This window comes from Secundilactobacillus oryzae JCM 18671, from assembly GCF_000740055.1.
Lineage (GTDB): Bacteria > Bacillota > Bacilli > Lactobacillales > Lactobacillaceae > Secundilactobacillus > Secundilactobacillus oryzae.
Window position 1 is genome coordinate 16,706 of sequence record NZ_BBJM01000018.1, and the last position, 25,323, is coordinate 42,028.

Consider the following 25,323-nt stretch of genomic DNA (forward strand, 5'->3'; position numbering starts at 1 on the left):
ATTAATTAATGAAGAAACATCGTTGAATTCTTACGCTAAAGTCGAGGTTGAGTCTACCAACGATAGTGAGCGAAGGCACGGTTAGCGTCTGCCATCTTATGCGTGTCTTCACGCTTCTTAACAGATGCACCAGTGTTGTTAGCAGCATCCATGATTTCACGCGCAAGACGTTCAGTCATAGTGTGTTCCCCACGTGAACGTGAGTAGTTAACGATCCAACGTAGTCCTAAAGTTGAACGACGATCTGGACGAACTTCGATAGGAACTTGGTAGTTAGATCCACCAACACGGCGAGCCTTAACTTCCAATACTGGCATAACGTTCTTCATAGCCTCGTCGAATACTTCAACAGGGTCGTTACCAGTTTCTTTCTTAATTAAATCAAAAGCACCATATAAAATTTGTGATGCAGTACCACGACGTCCGTCCAACATCAAGTGGTTAATCAAACGAGTAACCATCTTTGAATTGTACATTGGATCAGGAAGTACTTCGCGCTTTTGTACGTTTCCTTTTCTTGGCATTAATATATCCTCCTAGTATCAATCATCTAAAGCCATTGTCGATACAATGAAGCTTCAGACGTTAAAGTTTAAATTAGTCTTTAGGCTTTAGGCTTCTTTGTACCGTACTTAGAACGACTTTGACGACGATCTTCAACACCGGCAGTATCCAAAGCACCACGGATAACATGGTAACGAACACCAGGTAAATCCTTAACACGGCCTCCACGAATTAAAACAACACTATGTTCTTGTAAGTTGTGGCCAATACCAGGAATGTATGCAGTAACTTCGATCAAGTTTGAAAGACGAACACGAGCGTACTTACGCAAAGCTGAGTTAGGCTTCTTTGGTGTCATCGTTCCAACACGAGTTGCAACACCACGTTTTTGTGGGGCTGGATTGTTAACTTGCTTCTTCTTGTAACTGTTATACCCGAAGTTAAGAGCTGGGGCATTTGATTTAGAACTTCTAGATTTACGACCTTTACGAACCAATTGGTTGATAGTAGGCATCTAAGAGTCCTCCCTTCTTTTCCATAGATTATTTTTAAGTCCACACATCCAGGTGGTTCATTTTTATGTAAAAAGAAAAACCTGTGTGTTTTAATTATTGTGCAATGTTTTCAGTCAGCATGACTGCGAATAGCAGGAACCTACAAAAAGCACCTTTAAAAGAATACCATGGCATCCAGATAGTGTCAATAAGTTATCCACAATTCCATTTCGTAATTAATAACTGAGGTGAAGAACTGTTGATAATTTTTTTGAGTTTACTTTTTGCATTTGGTGCATCGCTTGCGTCTTTTTTATACGCATCCATCTACCGATTAACACACAACTTTTCCATTATAAGTCCGCGTTCTCGTTGTGACAACTGCCAAACTAAATTAAAGCCATTCGAGTTGATTCCAATTCTTAGTTTTCTCTGGCAACGTGGCCACTGCCGCTACTGCGCAACAGCAATCGGCTGGCCATCATTGGTTGTCGAAACGACTGGTGGTTTTATCGTCGCTGGCATAATTTGTTATCCGTTGCGTCCCAAAATGATTTTGTTAGTCGTCTTGATGTTTCTGATGCTCACGCTCGCTATTCTCGACTCTAAAACATTGAGCGTACCAACCTACCTTTTAGCACTAACCGCAATCTTGGCAATTGGATACCAACCAAGTAGCTGGCAATTTCTCATTTATATTTTTAGTATTTGGTTACTCGCTCAATTACCACTAAGACGATTCAATCAAATTGGACTTGCCGACGTCGATTTAATTTTTATCATTTACTGGCTCTCTGGGCTGACACAGGCGACCATCATTCTGCTGATTGCCTGTTTATCTGCACTAGGTCATTTTAAAATTCGACCGCACACAGAGCGAATTCCCTTTATCCCCCACTTAGCTTTAGCCTTCATCACTTGGACCATCATCTATCTACACATTTCTTAGTTCCGAGAACACAAAAAGAGCGACTAACGCAAACTTGCGCTAGTCGCTCTTTTATCATGACAAATTAATTATTTGTTTTCTTCTGCTTCCTCAGCCTTCATCCGACGTTCTAACTCATTAATTGAGTAAACGCCATCAGTAGATGAGTCACCAGCTTCTTTTGGTTCGATGTTTCCGTAGGCTTTCATACCAGTACCTGCAGGAATAATCTTACCAATAATAACATTTTCCTTAAGTCCGATCAGTGGATCGTTCTTACCGCGAATTGCAGCATCGGTAAGTACTCGAGTTGTTTCCTGGAATGAGGCAGCTGACAAGAAACTGTTCGTTTCAAGGGCAGCCTTAGTGATTCCCAAGATAACAGGACGAGCAGTGGCTGGAATACCACCGGCAATTAAGGTCTTGTAGTTTTCATCCTTGAAATCTGCAATATCCATTAATGTACCAGGCAAGACATCCGTATCACCAGGATCCATGACGCGAATCTTACGAAGCATTTGGCGAACCATGATTTCAACGTGCTTATCTAAGATAGTAACACCTTGCATACGGTAAACCTTTTGAACTTCGTGAAGAAGGTAGTTTTCAGTTGAAATAACGTCACGAACACGGATTAATTCCTTAGGATCAATAGAACCTTCATTTAACGCATAACCACGGCGAATTGTATCGCCTTCTGCAACACGTAAACGTGCATTGATTGGTAATGTGTAAGTTCTGGTATCTGCTTCACCCTTGATTGTGATATCTTTCGTCCGTTCTGCTGGGTTTTCCTCGATTGATTCAACCACACCAGTAACTTCAGTGATTTCAGCTTTACCTTTAGGGTTCCGTGATTCAAAGATTTCTTGAATACGTGGAAGACCTTGGGTAATATCTTCGTTTCCGGCAACACCACCGGTATGGAAGTTACGCATCGTTAATTGCGTACCTGGTTCACCGATTGATTGAGCAGCAACAGTACCAACTGCTTCACCAACTTCAACTTCGTCACCAGTAGCCATGTTACGGCCATAACAGTGTTCGCAAACACCGTGAACCGTGTTACAAGTGAAGGCAGTTCTGATAGTAACTTCTTCAATACCAGCATCAACGATCTTTTGAGCCTTAGCTTCATCGATCATTTCGTTACGCTTAACGTAAACTTCACCAGTGTTAGGATCCACAACTGACTTCATTGCGTAACGGCCTAGCATACGATCGTAAAGTGGTTCAATCATTTCGTTACCTTCACGAATGGCACTAATTCTCAAGCCTCGGTCAGTTCCACAATCAACTTCACGAACAATAACATCTTGGGCCACATCGACCAAACGACGAGTCAAGTAACCTGAGTTGGCAGTCTTCAAGGCCGTATCAGTCATACCTTTACGAGCACCATGGGTAGAAATGAACATTTCCAAGACAGAAAGTCCCTCACGGAAATTAGCCGTGATAGGCAATTCCATGATTTCACCGTTAGGCGCAGCCATCAAACCACGCATACCGGCCAATTGCGTAAAGTTAGAGATGTTACCACGGGCACCAGAATCACTCATCATAAAGATTGGGTTCTGGGCATCGAAGTTATGAATCAGCTTTTCTTGAAGTTCGTCCTTAGCATCGTTCCAAATACCGATAACGCGTTCGTAACGTTCCTGGTTTGTAATCAAACCACGACGGAACTGCTTCGTAACCGTTGCAACTTGCTTGTGGGCGGCTTCGATGATTGCTGGCTTTTCCTTAACTTCAGTAATATCAGCGATACCAACGGTGACACCTGATTGGGTCGACTCGTCGTAACCTAAGTCCTTCATACGGTCAAGCAAGAGTGACGTTTCAGTCACTTTGTATTGCTTGTAGACTTCGGCAATGATATCACTCAAGAAGCCCTTCTTGAATGGCTTAACAGGTTCTGCATTTTGAAGGTACTCATGCACATCCTCGCCCTTTTCCAAGAAGTACTTGTCAGGAACGTAGCCGTTTAAGTTTGTGTTTGTTGGTTCGTTCAAGTATGGGAATGACCCTGGCAAGATGTTGTTGAAAATAATCTTACCAACTGAAGTCATCAAGATCTTTGAACGTTGTGCCTCAGTAAATGGCTTTTCAATCAATGAAGAAGTTTGAATACCAACACGAGTGTGCCAGTGAACAAGACCATTTCTGAAGGCCAGAACAGCTTCATCGCCATCCTTGAAAATCATGCCTTCGCCTTCACGACCGGCTTCTTCCATAGTTAGGTAGTAGTTACCGATAACCATATCTTGAGAAGGTGTAACCACTGGCTTACCATCCTTAGGTGCCAAAATATGGTGAGCTGCAAGCATCAGCAAACGAGCTTCAGCTTGGGCTTCATCAGATAAAGGCACATGGATAGCCATTTGGTCACCATCAAAATCGGCATTGTAAGCTTCACAGGCCAATGGATGGAGACGCATCGCTTTACCACTAACAAGTACGGGTTCAAAAGCTTGAATACCCAAACGGTGAAGCGTAGGTGCCCGGTTAAGCAACACTGGGTGTTCCTTAATGACATCCTCGAGCACTGTGAAGACATCTTCGTCTTCGTGATCGATTTTACGCTTAGCGTTCTTGATGTTAGAAGCTAAGTTACGTTTAACAAGTTCCTTCATGATAAATGGCTTGAATAGTTCCATCGCCATTTGAACAGGAAGACCCATTTGGTTCATTCGAAGTGAAGGACCAACGTCAATAACTGAACGACCTGAGTAATCAACACGCTTACCCAAGAGGTTTTGACGGAAACGACCTTGCTTACCCTTCAACATGTGTGAAAGAGACTTCAATGGACGGTTACCAGGACCGGCAACTGGACGACCACGACGACCGTTATCAATCAAAGCATCAACGGCTTCTTGTAACATCCGCTTTTCGTTTTGAACGATGATACCAGGAGCGTGTAAGTCCAAAAGACGCTTAAGACGGTTGTTACGGTTAATTACTCGACGGTACAAGTCATTTAAATCAGAAGTGGCGAAACGGCCACCTTCCAATTGAACCATTGGTCGAATGTCAGGTGGAATAACTGGAATAGTATCCATAACCATCCATTCAGGTTCGTTACCTGAAGTAACAAATGCCTCAAGAATGTCCAAACGACGAACGGCACGCGTCCGCTTTTGACCGGTTGCTTCTTTAAGTTCTGCCTTAAGTTCGGCAACTTCAGTTTCCAAGTCGACGTCTCTGAGCAGTTTCTTAATGGCAGCCGCACCCATTTCAGCTTCGAACTTGTTGCCGTATTCGAGCTTCTTGTCACGGTAATCTTTTTCAGATAAGAGTTGTTTCTTCTCTAATGGTGTATTGCCGGGGTTAATTACGACGTATGAAGCGAAGTAAATAATTTCTTCCAAAGCACGAGGGCTCATGTCTAAGACAAGACCCATTCGGCTAGGGATTCCCTTGAAGTACCAGATGTGAGTAACTGGTGCAGCAAGTTCAATATGACCCATCCGTTCACGACGGACCTTTGAACGAGTAACTTCAACACCACAGCGGTCACAAACGACACCCTTATAACGGATTCGCTTGTACTTACCACACGCACATTCCCAGTCTTTAGTTGGGCCAAAGATTCGTTCATCAAATAGTCCGTCTTTTTCTGGTTTTAATGTTCGATAGTTGATGGTTTCAGGCTTCTTGACCTCACCATAAGACCAACTACGGATCTTATCAGGTGAAGCAAGGCCAATTTGCATGCTTTCGAATTTATTAACATCGACCACAGAATCGACCTCCCTTTTTAGTCTTTAGTATTCGCGTTGGACTCGTTAGTTGTCTCTTCAGCACTAGCACTTGCTGCTGCTTCAGAATCAGCTTGTTGTTTTTGTTCGGCTTGTTGTTCAGCGTATTTGCTCAATGCATCTACGTTTACAACATCGTCGTCATCTTCGTCCATATCACGAAGTTCGATTTCTTTACTGTCGTTATCAAGAACTTTCATATCAAGACCAAGGGATTGTAGTTCCTTAACAAGCACTCGGAATGATTCAGGAACACCTGGCTTAGGAATTGGTTCACCCTTAACAATAGCTTCGTATGTCTTCACACGACCAACAACGTCATCTGACTTGTAAGTCAAGATTTCTTGAAGGGTGTATGCAGCACCATAAGCTTCGAGGGCCCAAACTTCCATTTCACCAAAACGTTGGCCACCAAATTGGGCTTTACCACCTAATGGTTGTTGTGTAACTAATGAGTAAGGTCCGATTGAACGAGCATGGATCTTATCATCAACCATGTGGGCAAGCTTCATGTAGTGCATAACCCCAACGGCAACTGGCTTGTCAAAGGCTTCACCAGTACGACCGTCATAAAGAACTGTCTTACCATCTGATGACATGCCAGCTTCCTTAACGGCGTTCCAGATATCAGCATCTTGCGCACCATCGAAGACAGGTGTTGCCATGTGGATACCTAAGTTACGAGCAGCCATACCCAAGTGAATTTCAAGCACTTGTCCAATGTTCATACGGGAAGGCACACCCATTGGGCTAAGCATGATGTCGATTGGTGTACCATCTGGCATGTATGGCATATCCTCTTCAGGAATAACCACTGAAACGGTACCCTTGTTACCATGACGACCGGCCATCTTGTCACCCACTTGTAGCTTACGCTTTTGAGCGATGTAGACACGGACCATCATGTTAACGCCTGGTGATAATTCATCGCCGTTTTCACGGGTGAAAATCCGGACGTTTTGGATAATACCGCCACCACCATGAGGAACACGAAGTGAAGTATCACGAACTTCACGAGCTTTTTCACCAAAGATTGCGTGAAGAAGTCGTTCTTCGGCAGATAATTCAGTAACTCCCTTAGGCGTTACCTTACCAACAAGGATGTCACCGTCTTGAACTTCGGCACCAATCCGGATAATACCGGCTTCGTCCAGGTTCTTAAGGGCATCTTCGCTGACGTTAGGGATTTCGCGAGTCATTTCCTCAGGTCCAAGCTTTGTGTCCCGAGCTTCTGATTCGTATTCTTCAATATGGATTGACGTATAAACGTCTTCCTTAACCAAACGCTCGTTAATCGCGATGGCATCTTCGAAGTTGTAACCTTGCCAAGTCATAAAGGCAACTAATGGGTTTTGACCAAGAGCCAATTCACCATTTTCCATTGATGGTCCATCAGCCAACACTTCATCAACATCGACATGATCACCGACCTTAACAATTGGACGTTGGTTGTAGTTCTTACCACCGTTAGAACGTTGGAACTTCATTAACTTGTACTTGTCTAAGGCGCCGTCTTCACGACGAACACGAATTTCACGTGCATCAACGTATTCAACAGTTCCTTCTTGCTTAGCAATCAAAGCAACACCCGAGTCATGAGCAGCTTTGTATTCAATACCAGTACCGATTAATGGTGAATGTGGGTCGACCAATGGAACGGCCTGACGCATCATGTTAGCACCCATCAACGCACGGTTTGAGTCATCGTTTTCCAAGAAAGGAATACATGCCGTCGCAACAGAAACAACTTGCTTAGGCGAAACGTCCATGTAATCGACGTTTTCGATACTAGTTTCGATGTTTTCTGACTTAGCTCGCGCCATAACCACGTCGTTAACGAATGAACCGTCATCGTTCAATGGTGAGTTAGCTTGAGCCACAACGAAGTTATCTTCTTCGTCAGCAGTTAAATAATCAATCTTATCGGTAACCTTGTGGGTATCCCAACTAACACGACGGTATGGGGTTTCAATAAAACCATACTTGTTGATACGTGCATAACTGGAAAGACTGTTAATCAAACCAATGTTAGGACCTTCAGGCGTTTCAATCGGACACATACGGCCATAATGCGTATAGTGAACGTCTCGAACTTCATATCCGGCACGATCACGAGTCAAACCACCAGGTCCAAGGGCTGAAAGACGACGTTTATGCGTCAATTCACCCAATGGGTTAGTTTGGTCCATGAATTGTGACAGTTGTGATGAACCGAAGAATTCTTTAATTGAAGCAACAACTGGACGGATGTTAATTAATTGTTGAGGTGTCACTGTTGAAGCATCTTGAATTGACATTCTTTCGCGAACAACACGTTCCATCCGTGAAAGACCAATTCTGAATTGGTTTTGAAGTAATTCACCGACTGAACGAATCCGACGGTTACCCAAGTGATCAATATCATCAGTTGAACCAATACCTTCTTGCAAGTTGAAGAAGTAGTTGATTGAAGCAATGATATCAGCTGGTGTAACATGCTTGTAAGCTAACTCAATGTTACCATTACCAATAACTGGTAAAGCACGTTCAGGATCATCTGGTGATTGCACCTTGATGATTTGAAGATCCATTGGGTCTGTCACTACGGCTTGATCTGAAGGTGTATATGTGACTGTCTTGAAATCGTTACGTTCCAAGTATGGTGTCAACGTCTTTAAAACGTCCTTATCTACCAAAGTACCGGCTTGTGCTAACACTTCACCAGTATCAGGATCGGCTAAAGTTTCAGCTAAAGTTAAACCTAATAAACGGTTCTTAAGTGAAAGCTTCTTGTTAGTCTTGTAACGACCAACAGGTGCCATGTCGTAACGCTTTGGATCGAAGAAACGAGCAGTCAAAAGGCTACGTGAAGAGTCAGCTGTCTTTGGCTCACCTGGGCGTAGACGCTCGTAAATATCTTTTAGCGATTCTTCAACACGAGAATCCTCAGTATTCTTGTGAACATCCTTTTCAAGAGTTAAAGCCAAACTTTCGTTATCACCCAACATCTCAAGAATTTCGTCGTCTGAACCGAAACCTAATGCACGAACTAATTCGGTCATTGGAATCTTACGAGTCCGGTCAATTCGGACATACGAAATATCCTTGGCGTCGGTCTCAAATTCAAGCCAAGCACCACGGTTAGGAATTAATGTCGTACCAAAAATAGTACGACCGTTTTTATCTTTTTCTTCATTGAAATAAACACCTGGAGAACGAACTAATTGAGAAACAATAACTCGCTCGGCACCATTAATAATGAAGGTTCCTTGCTCTGTCATTAATGGGAAGTCACCAAAGAAAACATCTTGAGACTTGATTTCACCAGTTTCATGGTTAGTCAAACGTAAAGTGACGTGAAGTGGTGCTGAGTAGTTGGCGTCATGTTCGCGCGCTTCATCAACAGTGTACTTCGGTTCTAATAATTGATAGTCAACGAATTCAAGGGATAGGTTACCTTGGAAATCGTCAATTGGCATGATGTCTTCAAACATTTCCCGCAAACCTTCGTCCAGGAACCAATTGTAAGAATTGGATTGGATTTCGATAAGGTTAGGTAAATCAAGAACTTCCTTGATTCGGGCATAACTACGACGGGTACGGTGCTTACCGTATTTAACTAAGTGTCCTGCCAAGTTGTTCACCTCTCCAAATTATTCTGCGAATGGAACCCCTTTTTTATATTACATTTTGATTACAAATGCTCTCAAATGCCAAAAAAGGGCAAAAAAAATCCAAAAATAAGATCACTCTTACTTTTGGTTTTATAGTGAAGCCAACGGACAATAGATCGCCGACTTCAATTTCACTCACAGTTGCATACAAATTATATAGTACTCTTTCGTAGATTGCGTGTCAAGGATTGCTAGCTAAACTTTGCGGGGCGACTTTTTTTCATCGTCACAAACTCTTCCGCATTAGTCGGATGGAGCGCAACGGTGCGATCTAAGTCACGTTTAGTTGCACCCATGTGGAATGCTACCGCAAAGCCCTGGAGAATTTCGCTCATTTCATCCCCAATACCGTGCATCCCCACCACTTTCTCCGTCTCACCCGCGCAGACAATCTTGAAATGATTCTTCCGACCGCTACCAGCAAGCGCGTACTTTTCCGGGAAAAATGACGACTCATAAACACTGATCTGATCGTGACCAAATTTGGCAACTGCTTCTTCCTCAGTCAAGCCAACGCTCCCGATCTCAGGATGGGTAAAAATAACGGTTGCGACCTCACTATAATCTAGGTAGTCATCATCCCGATGATTAAATAGCCGTTCCGACAAACGGCGGCCAGCAGCAATTGCGGCCGGCGTGAGATTTTTAATATCAACAATATCACCAACCGCATAAATTCCCTTGGCTGTCGTATTTTGAAATTTATCTACTTTAATGGCGCCACTGGCTTTCAGCGCCACATCCGTGTGTTCTAGACCAATGCTAGCTGTATTCGGTGTGCGGCCAATCGCCCACAGTATCTGATCTGTTTGGATGAGCCGACCCGTTTGCGTTTCAATGACGAACTGATCTGCTTTTTGCGTCGCCTTGACAGCTTCTTCACCCGTGATGACGTTTATGGTATCACGGTACCGGGACGTGATTTCATCAGAAAGCATATCGTCAAATCTTGGGAGTAACCGATCTTCGCGTAATAAAAGCGTTACTTCGCTACCAAGCGTTTGCAAAGTCCCCGCAAATTCGGTCGCAATATAACCGCTCCCCACAATCACGATCCGCTTGGGCAACGTCGCCAAATCGAAGAAGCCATCGGAAGTTATTCCCAATTCACCACCCTCAATATCGGGACGTTTAGGTTTTCCGCCCGTAGCAATTAAAATGTGGTCTGTCGTATAACGCACGCCACCAGCCTCAACCGTATGATTATCCACAAACCGAGCAGCTTGTTTTAAATGAGTGACCCCATTACCATCCAAACCACTAAAGTAGCTACCGTGAATTCGGTCGATGTATGCGGTTCGCTCAGTTACAAAATGGCCGAAATCAATGGGATCAGAAGTCAACGATAACCCATAAGCAGATGACAGCTTTGACTCAATCAGCATACTAGCTGCTTGCCACATTGCTTTTTTCGGAATACATCCCACATTCACACAGGTTCCCCCAATTTCATTGGGTTCAAATAAAACGACTTTAGCCCCACGCTCCGCAGCACGATTGGCCGACGAAATTCCGGCTGAGCCACCACCGATAACGATATAGTCAAACGATTCAGTTTCCATTTTGATTCCTCCAAAAAAGGCTGAGACAACTCGTCTCAGCCTTTTAATTATTTACTTGTGACTGGCTGTTGGCCTTTGTCTGTTTTAGGTTCTTTTACATTAATTGTAATTTCCCCGCGACGAGCTCCGATTGTCACCTGATCAGCTGCCTTTAGTCGACCAGTTAGCAATTCTCCACTCAGCTTATCTTCAAGCTTTGTTTGTAGGGCACGCCGAATTGGGCGGGCACCATATTCTGGATCGAACCCAGCCTCAGCAATCACATCGATTGCGGCTGGCGTAATCTTAACTGAAATTCCTTGACCCGTAATCCGGTTGATAATATTCTTAGTCATCAACTTAACGATTTGGTGAAGTTCCTTCTTATTAAGAGAGTGGAAGATCACAGTCTCATCAATTCGGTTCAAGAATTCTGGGCGGAACGCCTTCTTCAGTTGATCACGAATGGTTGATGCCATGGCCTCATAATTGTCAGCCTTATCTTCGGCGCCAAATCCAACGATCTTTTCATCCCGTAATAGCGTAGCCCCAAGGTTAGACGTCATGATGAGAATCGTATTTCTAAAATCAACACGACGGCCCTTCGAATCAGTCAAATAGCCATCATCCAACACTTGCAACAAGATATTAAAGACATCTGGATGAGCCTTTTCAACTTCATCAAACAAGACAACTGAGTAAGGCTTTTGACGCACCTTTTCTGTCAACTGACCGCCCTCGTCATAGCCGACGTAACCTGGAGCAGACCCGATCAAACGACTAGTGGAATATTTTTCCATATATTCGCTCATGTCCACCCGAATCATGTTGTCTTCAGAACCAAACATTGATTCTGCTAAAGACTTAGCCAGTTCGGTCTTACCAACCCCAGTAGGGCCGAGGAACATAAATGAACCAATTGGTCGGTTTGGATCTTTCAAGCCGCTTCGTGCCCGACGAATTGCTCGGGAAACTGCCGAAATAGCTTCTTCTTGACCAATAACTCGTTTGTGCAGAACCGATTCCAAGTTTACCAAACGATCTGATTCACTCTTTTGAAGCTGGGTAATCGGCACACCCGTCCACTGCGCAACCACTTCAGCAACATCCTCACCCGTGACGTTCAAATCATATGATTCGCCGCCTGCCGTGGCTTTAGCTGCGGCTTGTGCACGTTTCTTTTCAATTTTAGCTTCTAACTTCACTTCTTGATCTCGAATGTCTGCTGCTTTTTCAAATTCTTGATCTAAAATTGCAGCCTCACGAGCATCATGCAAGTCCTCTAATTCACTTTCTTGCTTTGATAAGGTTGAAGGCTTGTCCATGTGATCAATACGTACCTTAGCAGCAGCTTCATCCATCAAATCAATCGCCTTATCTGGTAAGAAGCGGTCACTAATGTAACGACTTGATAACTTAACTGCTTGTTCTAAGGCATCATCCGTAATGTTTACGTGGTGATGGTCTTCATAGCGTGAACGTAGCCCATGGAGAATTTGCACGGCTTCATCTTCAGTTGGTTCATCGACTTTAACTGTAGCAAAACGCCGTTCCAATGCCGCATCGGATTCGATGTACTTTTGGTATTCGTCTAACGTTGTCGCACCAATTGTTTGGAGTTCGCCACGAGCTAAAGCTGGTTTCAAAATGTTGGAGGCATCGATGGCACCTTCAGCACCACCGGCACCAATCAAGGTGTGCAACTCATCGATAAAGAGGATAACTTGACCGTCGTTGTAAATTTCATCGATGACCTTCTTAAGTCGATCTTCGAACTCACCACGGTACTTAGTTCCCGCAACCAATGAGCCCATATCTAGCATCATTAACCGCTTATTTTGCATATCTTCTGGGACATCACCGGCCACAATCTTTTGTGCCAGGCCCTCTGCAATCGCCGTTTTACCGACTCCAGGTTCACCAATAAGCACAGGATTGTTCTTCGTCCGTCGACTCAAGATTTGGATTACCCGTTTAACTTCCTTAGCACGACCAACAGTTGGATCCATCTTATCTTCACGTGCCATTTGCGTTAGGTCTCTTGCGAGGGAGTCTAAAGTTGGTGTCCCACCTTGAGCTTTGTGATCGCGTTGCGCGTTCTTTCGCTTAGCTTGTGTTTCACTGACACCCAATTTACGTAAAATCACGCGACGGGTTTGATTCAAATCAAGGTTTAAATTCATTAAAATTCGTGATGATAAAATTGTTTCGTCGCTAAGGAGCGCCAATAATAGGTGCTCAGTGCCAATCTTAGCAGCACCCAAACGCTTAGCTTCTTCACCAGCTAAGGCTAAAACATCCTTCGCTTTAGGTGAATAAGGCAGGTAGGATTCTTTACCTAGGCTCGTCATGGTACCGTAGCCGGTAAAGCGCTCGATTTCTTCTCTGACATCGTCTTCAGTAATTGAAAATTGCTGTAAAACACGGTTAGCGATGCCGTTTTTCTCGATTGTCAGGGCAAGCAAGAGGTGTTCGGTCCCAACTGCTTGATGTTTGAAGTACTTCGCTTGTTCTTGAGCCAATACCAAAACGCTTTTCGCGCTGGGAGTAAATAAATTGTCCATGTGAATTCCTCTCTTCCTTAGCTCTCGTAACGTAAATGATTTAAAATACCAATCAAAATTCGCGCCCTAAAACTGTTTTCTTGCATCCGGTTATCCGCTGCCAATGTCTGCTTATCTATAGAAGCCAAAATCAAATTAGCCTCTCTTCGATTCACAACCTCATTATTGTACAAAGTTTGAACAATCGCCAGTCCTTCTCGTTGAGAAATAGAATCACCGATTGTTTCAATTAAGGAATCAAGCACGTCTACATCATCTAAAAGGTTAACCTTCTCGATCCGAATATAGCCGCCCCCGCCCCGTTTACTCTCTACGATATAGCCATTTTGAATGGTAAACCGGGTTTTCATAACATAGTTAATCTGTGACGGAACAACATTGAACAGCTGGGCAATTTCAGAACGGCTAATCTCAACCTGCTCTGACTCTGCCAAAATCTTTTTCAGATACTTCTCAATAATATCGGAAATATTTTGACCCTGCACGTTATTCCCTCCAGACTTTGTTTGACTAATGTTGACTATTATTATACGAATGTTTTGGGAAAATGCAAAGGATAAGAGTTGAAAATAACACGAGTTTAATGAGAACTAAAAAGCCAGCCTATGCCAGGCTGGCCTCATCATCTCATAACGATTATCGGGAAAACAGGATTTGAACCTGCGACCCCCACGTCCCGAACGTGGTGCTCTACCAAGCTGAGCTACTTCCCGTTGTATGACTAAACTACTTATCTAGTTTAATCCCACAAATGGGACAAGTCCATGCCTAATTTAGATTTGGGGGCCTTTAACAATCGACTTTCAAAGGGCAACAACGTTTTGATGCTGCTTAGGCAATAACTGCGCAATCATACGCACCGTGTCCGATGCAGTAAAAAGCGGTATTTGGTGGGTCAACGCAAATTGTGCTAATTGCTCGGTCGTTTGCGACTCAGGATCCAGACTCACAGCGAACGCCACCTCTTCACCACTCGGTTCATTAACGGCTGTATATGCAGATACTCGATACCCTGCCTGCTCTAAAGCTAGTTTTAACGGCGTCGATAGTCCGACTTCCAAAACAGTGTTGACTACTTGATTTGCATCAAAACCATAACTAGCCACCAACGCTTGCTGGAATGCTGTCGCTAGTTTAGCCCCGGCGCCCATCACCTCTCCCGTCGATTTCATCTCTGGGCTTAAGACTGTCGGTGCGCCGGGAAGCTTTGCAAATGAGAAGACCGGTGCTTTAACCGCAATAACATCTGGCACAACATCTAATCCCGCTGGCAGGTCAAGATCTTGAAGTGTTTTTCCTAAAATCAATTGGGTTGCTAATTGTGCTAGGTGCCGATGCGTCACTTTACTCATGAACGGTACCGTCCGGGATGCCCGGGGATTAACCTCAATAACGTATACCTGATCTGCTACGACGAATTGGATGTTCATCATCCCCACACAAGTGACTCGTTGCCCAATCTTCGTCGCAATTTGAACAATCTCTTGTTGCTGATCCAGTGTTAAACGCTGCAGTGGATAGACTGCCATCGAATCTCCTGAAGTGGATAGGTCTGTGTCAACTGATGAATAAGTGGCAAGACCGTTTGGTAGTCCTCAGGGTTCCCTGGGCCGTTTGACAACAAAATACCATCCGAATTTAACGCCTGAATTTCAGCAAACGATGTTGTCGGCGGAACGACCACGACCACAGCGCCTAAATTCGTCAGGCTGTTGATAATGTCCTGCTTTGTCCCAAAATCAATGAGAACAACTTTTGGCGACTCGTTGCTTAAAGTTGACGGATTAGTCGCTGGATATGATTCAGTCACTCCCCATTGACCTGGTGAAGATTCAACTGGATAGTTGGTCAATTTGGCGCGCACAGCGCCTTTCGCGCTACGCACAATTTTAGTCAGTTGACGTGTGTCAATCTCCGCAATTCCAGGAACATGATTTTGCACCAAAAGTTCATTCACCCCGAGTTGAGCCGAAAGATTGGGGGCCAGTTCTTGAAGAATCACAGCACTTGCGGCAACCTGGTTCGATTGGTTAGCATGGGCATCGAGGCCATAATTGCCGATTAACGGATAAGTGAACATCACTAACTGGTTCGTGTAAGATGGATCGGTCAATGTTTCTTGATAGCCCGTCATGTTGGTCGTAAAGACAAGTTCACCCGTGCGTTCGGCAGAGAGATCTCCGCATGCTCGCCCAATGAAAACCTGACCATTTTCGAGCGTTAAGTATTTTTTCATATAACCAATCCTTTCCTAATAAAAGCTAAACGTTTAGAAAGGCTTTGTCAACCCAATTTATACATAAAACGGCACTATTTTATATTTTTAATTGATTTTTTCGCCTTATATGGATTGTTATACATATATTACGTTAATTCTGTATATCGTTAATTTTGAGTCATTACTAAAAATCGAAGCTCACATGTTCTAACGTGTGAGCTTCGATTATTTTAAAAACAAAAAACACCGATCCAATAGGACCGATGTTTAATAAATGATGCACCCAGTAGGAGTCGAACCTACAACCTTCTGATTCGTAGTCAGACACTCTATCCAGTTGCGCTATGGGTGCAAAATATAAAAATGTTAAATGCCGAGGACCGGGATCGAACCGGTACGGTCATCACTGACCGCAGGATTTTAAGTCCTGTGCGTCTGCCAATTCCGCCACCCCGGCAAGGGTTGGTACAAAGCGGAAGACGGGATTCGAACCCGCGACCCCCACCATGGCAAGGTGATGTTCTACCACTGAACTACTTCCGCATATGATGCCGACTAGACGATTCGAACGCCCGACCTCCTCATTACTAGTGAGGCGCTCTAACCAACTGAGCTAAGTCGGCATATGCATACCGTTTTATTGGTATAAGTGCGGGTGAAGGGACTCGAACCCCCACGTCATAAAGACACTAGAACCTAAATCTAGCGCGTCTGCCAGTTCCGCCACACCCGCATGGATGGAAAACTGGAAATGAGCCGTGACAGTCTCGAACTGTCGACCCTCTGATTAAAAGTCAGATGCTCTACCAACTGAGCTAACGGCTCAATGGAGGATACAGGGCTCGAACCTGTGACCCTCTGCTTGTAAGGCAGACGCTCTCCCAACTGAGCTAATCCTCCATCATGTACGCCTCAAAAATGGTGAACATATAATGATCGACATCTCCGAAACAACTATGCTAGTTTATCATCTCATGAAACGCTTGTCAACTAATTTTCTATCTTTTTTTGAATAGATATTCAGTTACAAAAAGCAATGAACTGTACCAGCAAGAAATATGATACTCCCTTCTCCATCAAATTACTAGTCTTTTTTTAAATTAATTTCCTTACTGCGGCAATTAATTCATCCCCATTGAACTTACGTGCTCTTTTTTTGTCAGTACAGAAAAACGCCCTCATTCATAAATGAATAAGGACGCCTCTAATTTATAAACATTAATCTTCTTTAGTAATTAACTCTTGACCACCCATGTATGGACGGAGAACTTCTGGAATCGTAACGGTACCATCAGCATTTTGGTAGTTTTCCAAAATAGCGGCAACCGCACGACCTACAGCTAAACCTGAACCGTTCAATGCATGAACGAACTGGAGCTTACCATTCTCATCACGATACTGAATGTGAGCTCGACGGGCTTGGAAATCAGTCGTGTTTGAGCAACTTGAGATTTCACGGTAACGATCTTGGGCTGGTAACCAAACTTCCAAGTCATGCGTCATAGCGGCCGTAAAGCTCATGTCGCCGGTCGTCAATGTGATGACATGGTATGGAATTCCTAATTGTTTGAGCAGATCTTCCGCGTGGTTCGTCATCTTTTCGAGCTCATTCCATGAGTCCTCAGGCTTCGTAAACTTCACCATTTCTACCTTGTTAAATTGATGGAGACGAATAAGACCACGGGTATCCTTACCAGCACTCCCAGCTTCAGAACGGAAGGCAGGACTTAGGGCAGTGAAACGTACCGGCAGTTTTTCTTCAGGAATAACCTCATCGCGGTAGTAGTTAACCAATGGCACTTCGGCGGTTGGAATCAAAATTTCATCTTCATTTTCCAACTTGTACACGTCTTCTGTGAACTTAGGGAATTGGCCAGTGCCATACATTGAGGCTGAATTCACCATGTATGGTGGCAAGATTTCCTTGAATCCAGCTTTAGCGTTTGAATCCAAGAAGAAGTTATACAGTGCTCGTTCCAAACGTGCACCCTGACCAACGTAGTATAAGAATCGGCTTCCTGAAACCTTAGCACCTCGTTCGAAATCCAGAATTCCCAAGTCTTCGCCAATTTCAAAGTGGGCCTTTGGTGTGAAATCAAATTGCCGAGGTTCACCCCATTTACGTAGCTCGACACTACCCTCTTCAGTTAAACCGATTGGGGCATTGTCGTTGGGAATATTTGGTAAATGAGCTGTCTTATCTTGAACTTGAGCTTCAAGTTCCGTGAGTTCTTCATCCATTTCCTTGATTTCTTTGCTGACCTTTTGCATTTCAGCAATTTTATCATCGGCATTTTCCTTGTTGCGCTTCAATTGAGAAATTTCATCAGAGACTTGGTTACGAGTAGCCTTCATCCCCTCACTCTTCAAAATAAAATCCCGGCGTTTTTGGTCAAGCGCGAGCAAGGCATCGATTTCCGCTGCCTCAACACCACGAGTTGCCAGCTTTTCCTTAACAAAATCAGTTTCTTGACGAATCAGTTTTAAATCTAACATGAGTAATCTCCTTTCAAATTAGCGAGGGTACAAAAAAAGACCTCCTCCCAACAAATTGGGACGAAGGTCTTCGCGGTACCACCCAAGTTCATAGACGTTGTCTACACACTCACGAAAATAACGGCTTTAACCGTGCGGCATTACCCGCCCGCATTAACACACTGGAATTTCGAGTTGATAGTTCTCACCAGCCACTATCTCTCTGACCCCTCTACTTAGGTGTGTTGCGTTTGATTGATTACATGTATCATACGCTATTTTGCTAAATTTCTCAAATATTATAAAGTTGCGATTTTTTCATCGATTAGTTGAAGCACTTGCCCACGCTCAGCTGGGTTTTCAACGAAGTCATACTTGTCACCATCAATTTGGATCTTTTCTGACTTATCGTAGTTGTTGTACCAGTCTGTGTAGCGTTCATCTAATTCTTTGTAATATTCGAATAAGCTTGGATCTTGTTCGATTTGTTCGAATGAACGACCGCGCTTCTTAATCCGCTTCAACATCGTGTCAAACGAGATGTTGATGTGAATCAATAAGTCCGGATTCTTCTTAACGTCTTGCTCTGGCAATTCTTCCATCATGTTGTTCAACAATGAATCGTAGGTTGCAACCTCAGTACTAGTAGCTCGACCTAAGTCAGCGTTCAAATGGAATAGTAGTGAATCTTCAAAAATCGAGCGATCCATAACGCTCAATTTATCTGAAGCGGCTGCCTTGATACTATCAAGGCGTGTGTTTAAGAAATAGATTTGAAGTAAGAAAGCGTACTTTTTAGGATCCTTGTAGAATAATGGCAAAATTTCGTTATCGTCCACTGATTCGTAAAAAGCAGGTTTACTTAGATGGTCAGCTAATAGGTTTGTGAGGCTGGTCTTACCAGCCCCAATCGTTCCGGATACTACAAGCATGAGGGGTCGCTCCTTTAATTTAAATATCAACACAATATATTGTACCATCCGGATAGCAAAAAGCAATATGTCGTGGTGAATCCCCTCAACTTTTTTAGTCTGTTACCGTTTGGACGTCGAACACTTCAATATTATCTAGACCACCATATACGGTGTACCACGGTTTAGCTCCTTGCTCCAAAATGGTTGCTAGGTCACGAACGTTTTGTTTACCCTTGGTGTCTAACCAGTTAATCAAACCGGCCTCACCTTTGTTCAGGTAAACGTCAATCCCCTCAATCCAAGTTGCTCGCCCACTCAGAACGCCGGAAAAGCCAGAATCTGCTTCGGCCGCCAGTTGCAATTCTTTTTGAAAGACGGGCGTTGGAACACCAGCGCTTAAGAAAATGTATGGGCGTGTCACGAGTTCTTTCATTTGGTGAAGATAGCCCTTTGCCTCAGCTTCCGTATAAACGGGTTCAACTTCAGCATCCGTCATGCCTTCAACATAATCAGGATTAAATGGCATTTCTAGCTTCAAGACATCCACATGATATTCCGGTTTAGTGAACTCCTTGATTGATCGGAGAACCAGTTCCGGTTTGGCAGCCGCAAACTCACGTGATTTGCTACCGCCGATTTGATCGTCATAAGTAATGATTTCGAGGAAAATTGGAATGTCTGCTGCAGCGGCTTCCGTCCCATAGCGCTGGACAAATGCTTTCTTCACGGCTTGAATATCATCCGAATCGTTAGGGTTAAAATATAATAGAACCTTCAAAGCATCTGCGCCCTTTTCAACCATCATGTGTGCGGATTGATTCTCAATCAGCTTAGGTAACCGACCCGGTGTGTCGACATTGTATCCTGTTTGCTCGTAAGAAACGATTAATCCGGTCGCAGGATCTTTAGCTTCAATGCCCTTGAATCCCATTTCTTCGTCAATTAGCATGGCCGAAGCTTCTGCACTCAGTTGTTGCGAAACTAGGCGTTTAAAGTCATAGACCAATTCCATATCGAACACCTTACCATTCCGTTCCGTACCCGCTTTTAGCATCTTCACAATTGACCCACGTTGGTCAATTGCTAGTGCGTTAATAATCCCACTATCAGTGGCTAAGCGCGACATCTTTTCAAATTTACCCCTTGATAATCTTTTCTTTGTCATCCAGCTCACTCCTGTAAATATAATATGTATACCATTATGGCGATACCGTTTTCAAAAAGCAAGATTTTTGAGTGAAAAAACAAAAAAAGACCGAATCCGAGAAAACGAATTCAGTCAACAAATCCTTATTTATCAAGTCTTTCAAAGGTGTGGGAAAGATCAATTTTTTCTAGTGAAATTAATTTTGTTCGGTAACGAATCTTGTAATAGCTATATAGACCAATGAAGATTGGGACACTCAAATAGGTTATTGAGATTTGTTGCCAGTTAAAATTCGTAAAGGCATCTAAATCCTGACCGACGATAATCAACAGACACAAAATGAGTGCGAAGATTGGGCCAATTGGGAATAACTTGGCATGATACTTCAATTCGCTAATATGGTGCCCCTGTTTGATAAAGGCTCGCCGAAAGCGAAAATGCGATAAGGCAATTCCCAGCCAAGCGATGAAGCCAGTCAATCCGGAAGCTGCCACCAACCAGATGTAGATCTTGGGCCCTGCGATACTAGCGATAAACGTCAACGCACCAACGACCGTCGTCATAATCTGGGCGTTCAATGGCACGCCAGTTCTGGTTGTTTTAGTAAAGGCCTTAGAAGCATAACCTTGTACCGCCAGTGAATATAGCATTCGGGATGATGCATACATCCCCGAGTTGGCTGCCGAAATCACTGACGTTAAAATGACCGCGTTCATGACACTTGCCGCAGCTGCTAATCCCGCCCGCTGAAAGACCAGCGTGAAGGGACTAATCGCAATATCTGAAGCGGATGAGCCCAATAGTTGTGGACTCGTGTACGGAATGATGCAGGCAATCACAAAAATCGACAGAATATAAAACAAGATAATTCGCCAAAAGACTTGGTTAATCGCCTTCGGAATACTTTTTTCAGGATCCTTAGATTCACCAGCCGTAATACCAACTAGCTCTGTACCTTGGAATGAGAATCCAGCAACCACGAAAACGCTCAAAATTGTTGGAATTCCGCCAACAAATGGTGCTTCTTTACGGGTAAAGTTTTCTAATCCGGTTGCGTGACCACCCATGATACCGAAAATGGTTGCAACACCAACAGCTAAAAAGATAAACACGGTGACCACTTTGATCATCGCCATCCAGTACTCCGACTCACCAAATGCTTTAACGGTCAGCGCATTAAGCATGAAGATGATAACTAAGACGAGGACACTCCAGATCCAGCCCGGAATGTCAGGTAGCCAAAATTTCATAACTAACGCGGCGGTCGAGATATCAACCGCTAACGTAATCGCCCAGTTAAACCAATAATTCCAACCCATTGCAAATCCCATTGCGGGATCGACATACTTAGTCGCATAAGCTGCAAACGAACCAGAGACCGGCATATACGTTGCCATTTCTCCAAGACTGGTCATTAAGAAATACACCATAAGTCCCATCGCGGTGTAGGCGACTAAAGCGCCTCCAGGACCAGCCGTTGAAATTGCTGAACCACTCGCCACGAAAAGGCCAGTTCCGATACTACCACCCAGCGCAATCATTGAAACATGCCGGGTCTTTAATTCTCGCTTAACCTGATGACTTCCTTGGTCATCTGCCATGATATTCACAACCTTTAAATTTGTTAACTCTCAATCTCGCCTAAATTGTAACGTGAATAATAGCTGTTTACAAGGTAGACAAACGAAGGCCCCTTGATGCTTAATCGCATCAAGAGGTCTTCTGAAAGCGTTATGCGTTTTCTTGTTGATTCATTTTGTGTTCTTTTGTGGTTGGGCTGACATCCACTTCATCGAGTGGAATCAGCTTAGTGTGCTTCTTAAGCTTGTACACAATGTACAACACTAAAACAAGTGGCACACTGATATAAGTAACTAAAATTTGAGTCCAATTGAAGTTAGCAAATGATGCGGGATCTTGGCCAATAATCACACCGATACAAAGGATTAGTGCCAAAATCGGACCAATTGGGAACCACTTAGCATGATATTTCAATTCCGATAAGTCATGGCCTTGCTTGATGAAAGCCCGACGGAACCGGAAATGAGAAATCGCAATTCCAATCCAAGCGATAAATCCGGTTAAACCTGAGGCGGCAACCAACCACAAGTATAATTGTGGTCCTGCAATACTACTGATGAACGTCACAGCCGCAATCAGGGTTGTCCCAACCAACGCGAGCATTGGGATCCCGTTCTTAGTTGTCCGTCCAAACGCCTTTGGTGCGTAGCCTTCATGTGCTAAGGAATAAAGCATTCTAGTTGACGCATACATCCCCGAGTTAGCCGATGATAGCACTGACGTCAAGATGACCGCGTTCATGATACTTGCTGCTGCAGCTAATCCAGCCCGCTGAAAGACCAGCGTGAAGGGACTGATGGCAACATCTGTAGCAGATGAGCCTAATAAGTCGTGACTCGTATAAGGAATAATTAGTGCAATAACTGCAATCGCTAAAATGTAGAATAAGATAATGCGCCAGAAAACTTGGTTAATCGCCTTTGGCACACTCTTATGAGGGTCTTCCGATTCACCGGCTGTAATGCCGACAAGTTCCGTTCCTTGGAATGAGAAACCAGCAACCACGAAGACGCTTAAAATAGCTGGGAAACCACCAACAAAAGGTGCCTTCTTGTAAGTGAAGTTTTCTAAACCAGTGGCGTGACCACCCATGATACCGAAAATGGTTAACAATCCAACAACTAAAAATACCACGATGGTGACAATCTTAATGAGGGATAACCAGAACTCTGTTTCTCCGTATGTTCTTACGGAAAGTGCGTTAATCACAAATAGAATAACCAACGCAACAGCGCTCCAAATCCAACCGGGAACGCCGGGTAACCAGAACTTGATCACCAACGCGGCGGTACTAATATCTACCGCAACCGTAATAGCCCAGTTAAACCAGTAGTTCCAGCCCATCGCGAATCCCAAGGCTGGGTCGACATACTTTGCCGAATAAGCAGCAAACGAACCAGAAATTGGCATATTTGTGGCCATTTCACCTAAACTGGTCATCAAGAAGTAAACCATCATCCCCATTGCGATATAGGCAACGAGCGCCCCACCAGGACCGGCAGACGAAATTGCTGATCCACTCGCAACAAACAATCCGGTCCCAATACAACCACCCAATGCAATCATGGAAACATGACGGGTCTTAAGGCCACGCTTGACCTCGTGATTCTCTAATTCAGTGTCCTGAACTTGTTCTGAAGCTTCCATTACTAACTCCTCCTCATTGAGAAGAGGCTTCCAACTGAACTTAGATGAATAAAAAAAGCCCCTTCGCACACAAAGCGTCTGCGAAGGGACTGGTTAAGTTTCACTTATCCAAGTCTCAAATCGTAGAAAGCGCTCCGCAACCCTATCTGGTTACGACAGTCCCTGATTTGTTAAACCAGGACCCAACAGCATCATCGTTAAGGATGACCCCATTTCGGCAACCTCCCCTTTCAAACCAGCTCTTCGACCCTTAACGGTCTCTCTGATTCTACTCTTGAAGTATTGCACCTCTTCTATTCGATATAAACCTAGTATAATCATTTTCACTAACTTTGCAACCGCATTTTAATGTTTTTCGCTTTTTTGCCAGTCACTGAAAGCTAGTTCAAAAAAAAATTCAGTCTGCCCTGGCTGGAATAGCGCAATTGGTGAGTGCGTCATTTGTCCGACAAATTGAAACCCATTCTTTTCCAAAATTCGCATTGAGGCTAAATTCTCTTCAAAACAGCTGGCATACAGCCTTTCCAAGCGCAGTTCTTCGAATGCAAAGCGAATGATTGCAGCGGTTGCTTCCGTCATGTAGCCATTGGACCATGCTGATTCCGACAGCATATAGCCTAACTCTCGACCGTTTGCATCCGGCTCACCCGAATCCTGCATTCGCTCATAGAGCCCAACACACCCAATTAATTCGCCAGTTTTGCGCAGAACAATTCCCAGCACCTGCGAAGTCATCATTTGCCGTAGAATGTTGCGAGCCTCAATTGTTGACCGAGTATGATAAAAACCAGCAGCATCTGTAATTTTTCTATTGCCGACAATGGTCGCAAATGGTCTAATGTCCGTTTCCGCCAAGGGTCTCAATTCTAATCGTTCTGTGAGTAATTTGATCGTCAAAATAGTTCCCCTTCAAGTTTATTATGCGTTACAATTTCTACTAAATACGAAATTCGAGGTGTTATTATGCAAATCATCAACGAAAAACTTGCAAAGAATTCCGCTGCTTACCTTAATGGCTATGTACGAACGCCAGATAAAGACACCGGACGTACTGAAGCACCTGCTATTCTTATTATACCAGGTGGATCCTACACGCACATCTCCGAGGCACAGGCTGAAACAATGGCCCAGGCTTTCTTGGCTCAAGGTTATCAAAGTTTCTTTCTGCGTTACAGTTTTGTCGAGGAAACCACACCCCTTTTGCCACAGCCACTGATTGAATTAGCACAGGCCGTTACCACCATCCGTGAACAGGCTGCAGTGTGGCACATCGATTCGGACAAAATCGTGTTGGCTGGTTTCTCGGTGGGCGGTCATATGGCAGCACTTTACAATGACTTTTGGTCAACCACCTGGTTCCAAGATCTGACTGGTAAAACCGCGGCTCAACTCAAAATTAAAGCGGCCATTATTAGTTATGCCGTTATCGATCCCCAGCTCGGTTTTCCAACCGATGAAGCGACCATTGCCAAGTGGACGCCAGAGCCCGAGAAGTACGCAGCTCAAAAGCATGTGACTCCGGCCAACGTTCCTAGTTTCGTCTGGGCAACCGTTACTGACCAGCTGGTTCCCGTCCAAAACAGTCTTGCCTACGCCAACGCCTTGGTGGCGCATGGTGTCGACTGTGAACTTCACCTCTTCCACGAGGGTCCTCACGGTATGGCATTAGCTAATTCATTAACTGCACGACGACCAGAGGCAGACGATGCCCACGTCGCACATTGGTTTGAGTTAGCAAATGAATGGTTAAAAACCATTTTAACGGCAAAATGAAAACGTTGTGGCGATTTTACTCGTCGGATATACTCCTCTTTGGGTAGACAAGCAAATAATCAAAGCTTGCCTACCTAAGGAGGAGTTTTTCTATGGGCAGAAAAGGTTCTCGCTATACGATTA

16 protein-coding genes, 8 tRNA genes, 1 pseudogene and 1 riboswitch are annotated in these 25,323 nt (G+C 44.1%); of the genes and pseudogenes, 2 read left to right on the forward strand and 23 right to left on the reverse strand.

The genetic code is table 11. From position 1 onward, the window contains the following. Positions 1–53: 53 nt before the first annotated feature. On the reverse strand, positions 54–524 hold the full coding sequence (gene rpsG, locus LOSG293_RS05850; protein ID WP_034528165.1) for a 30S ribosomal protein S7: 471 nt from the start codon (positions 522–524) through the stop codon (positions 54–56). Positions 525–604: 80 nt separating this feature from the next. Further along, positions 605–1,018 (reverse strand): 30S ribosomal protein S12, encoded by a 414-nt coding sequence (rpsL, locus tag LOSG293_RS05855; protein WP_034528169.1) that lies wholly within the window; start codon positions 1,016–1,018, stop codon positions 605–607. Positions 1,019–1,269: 251 nt separating this feature from the next. Here rpsL and LOSG293_RS05860 point away from each other — a divergent pair, with 251 nt between their 5' ends. Then, positions 1,270–1,947 carry a prepilin peptidase gene (locus tag LOSG293_RS05860; RefSeq protein WP_160171709.1) on the forward strand — a complete coding sequence of 226 codons (678 nt, stop codon included), beginning with the start codon at positions 1,270–1,272 and terminating at the stop codon, positions 1,945–1,947. A gap of 68 nt (positions 1,948–2,015) precedes the next feature. Here the strand turns inward: LOSG293_RS05860 and rpoC are convergent, their stop codons facing one another. The 21 genes and pseudogenes from rpoC to LOSG293_RS05965 form a co-directional block, all read right to left on the reverse strand. After that, positions 2,016–5,669, reverse strand: a complete 3,654-nt coding sequence (gene rpoC, locus LOSG293_RS05865) for a DNA-directed RNA polymerase subunit beta' (RefSeq protein WP_034528174.1) — start codon at positions 5,667–5,669, stop codon at positions 2,016–2,018. 17 nt (positions 5,670–5,686) lie between these two features. Next, positions 5,687–9,310, reverse strand: coding sequence for a DNA-directed RNA polymerase subunit beta (rpoB, locus tag LOSG293_RS05870; RefSeq protein WP_081919915.1), 3,624 nt, complete (start codon positions 9,308–9,310; stop codon positions 5,687–5,689). Between the two features lie 221 nt (positions 9,311–9,531). Then, complete coding sequence (gene gorA / locus LOSG293_RS05875; RefSeq protein WP_034528179.1) at positions 9,532–10,902, reverse strand: glutathione-disulfide reductase; 1,371 nt, start codon at positions 10,900–10,902, stop codon at positions 9,532–9,534. A gap of 47 nt (positions 10,903–10,949) precedes the next feature. Beyond that, positions 10,950–13,445, reverse strand: coding sequence for an ATP-dependent Clp protease ATP-binding subunit (locus LOSG293_RS05880; RefSeq protein ID WP_034528182.1), 2,496 nt, complete (start codon positions 13,443–13,445; stop codon positions 10,950–10,952). A gap of 17 nt (positions 13,446–13,462) precedes the next feature. Next, positions 13,463–13,930 carry a CtsR family transcriptional regulator gene (locus LOSG293_RS05885; RefSeq protein WP_034528184.1) on the reverse strand — a complete coding sequence of 156 codons (468 nt, stop codon included), beginning with the start codon at positions 13,928–13,930 and terminating at the stop codon, positions 13,463–13,465. Between the two features lie 154 nt (positions 13,931–14,084). Continuing rightward, positions 14,085–14,158, reverse strand: a tRNA-Pro gene (locus LOSG293_RS05890). Positions 14,159–14,248: 90 nt separating this feature from the next. Then, positions 14,249–14,986, reverse strand: a pseudogene (locus tag LOSG293_RS05895) (ATP-binding protein); the annotation flags it as partial. Then, entirely contained in the window at positions 14,947–15,681 is a 735-nt protein-coding gene (locus LOSG293_RS05900) for a carbamoyl phosphate synthase small subunit (protein WP_051907236.1), read from the reverse strand. The gene LOSG293_RS05900 and the pseudogene LOSG293_RS05895, both read right to left, overlap by 40 nt. A 260-nt stretch (positions 15,682–15,941) precedes the next feature. After that, positions 15,942–16,015 (reverse strand) — tRNA-Arg (locus tag LOSG293_RS05905). A 19-nt stretch (positions 16,016–16,034) separates the two neighbouring features. Further along, a tRNA-Leu gene (locus LOSG293_RS05910) sits at positions 16,035–16,120 on the reverse strand. A 14-nt stretch (positions 16,121–16,134) separates the two neighbouring features. Beyond that, a tRNA-Gly gene (locus LOSG293_RS05915) sits at positions 16,135–16,206 on the reverse strand. Positions 16,207–16,212: 6 nt separating this feature from the next. Further along, a tRNA-Thr gene (locus tag LOSG293_RS05920) sits at positions 16,213–16,286 on the reverse strand. A gap of 27 nt (positions 16,287–16,313) precedes the next feature. Next, positions 16,314–16,396: transfer RNA gene (locus LOSG293_RS05925), tRNA-Leu, on the reverse strand. A 19-nt stretch (positions 16,397–16,415) separates the two neighbouring features. Beyond that, a tRNA-Lys gene (locus LOSG293_RS05930) sits at positions 16,416–16,488 on the reverse strand. A gap of 2 nt (positions 16,489–16,490) precedes the next feature. After that, positions 16,491–16,563, reverse strand: a tRNA-Val gene (locus tag LOSG293_RS05935). 318 nt (positions 16,564–16,881) lie between these two features. Further along, entirely contained in the window at positions 16,882–18,159 is a 1,278-nt protein-coding gene (gene serS, locus LOSG293_RS05940; protein WP_034528188.1) for a serine--tRNA ligase, read from the reverse strand. Between the two features lie 278 nt (positions 18,160–18,437). Continuing rightward, positions 18,438–19,070, reverse strand: coding sequence for a deoxynucleoside kinase (locus LOSG293_RS05945; protein WP_034528190.1), 633 nt, complete (start codon positions 19,068–19,070; stop codon positions 18,438–18,440). Between the two features lie 94 nt (positions 19,071–19,164). Continuing rightward, the gene (locus LOSG293_RS05950) at positions 19,165–20,217 is read right to left on the reverse strand and encodes a tagatose 1,6-diphosphate aldolase (protein WP_034528192.1); all 1,053 of its coding nucleotides are present in this window, start codon (positions 20,215–20,217) and stop codon (positions 19,165–19,167) included. A 125-nt stretch (positions 20,218–20,342) separates the two neighbouring features. Then, positions 20,343–21,800 (reverse strand): amino acid permease, encoded by a 1,458-nt coding sequence (locus LOSG293_RS05955; RefSeq protein ID WP_034528194.1) that lies wholly within the window; start codon positions 21,798–21,800, stop codon positions 20,343–20,345. A gap of 130 nt (positions 21,801–21,930) precedes the next feature. After that, the gene (locus LOSG293_RS05960; protein ID WP_034528196.1) at positions 21,931–23,427 is read right to left on the reverse strand and encodes an amino acid permease; all 1,497 of its coding nucleotides are present in this window, start codon (positions 23,425–23,427) and stop codon (positions 21,931–21,933) included. 119 nt (positions 23,428–23,546) lie between these two features. Beyond that, positions 23,547–23,728: riboswitch (Lysine riboswitch) on the reverse strand. Positions 23,729–23,772: 44 nt separating this feature from the next. Beyond that, positions 23,773–24,324, reverse strand: a complete 552-nt coding sequence (locus tag LOSG293_RS05965) for a GNAT family N-acetyltransferase (protein WP_051907237.1) — start codon at positions 24,322–24,324, stop codon at positions 23,773–23,775. Positions 24,325–24,390: 66 nt separating this feature from the next. Here LOSG293_RS05965 and LOSG293_RS05970 point away from each other — a divergent pair, with 66 nt between their 5' ends. Further along, positions 24,391–25,200, forward strand: a complete 810-nt coding sequence (locus LOSG293_RS05970; RefSeq protein WP_034528198.1) for a lp_1002 family arylesterase — start codon at positions 24,391–24,393, stop codon at positions 25,198–25,200. Positions 25,201–25,323: the final 123 nt, after the last annotated feature.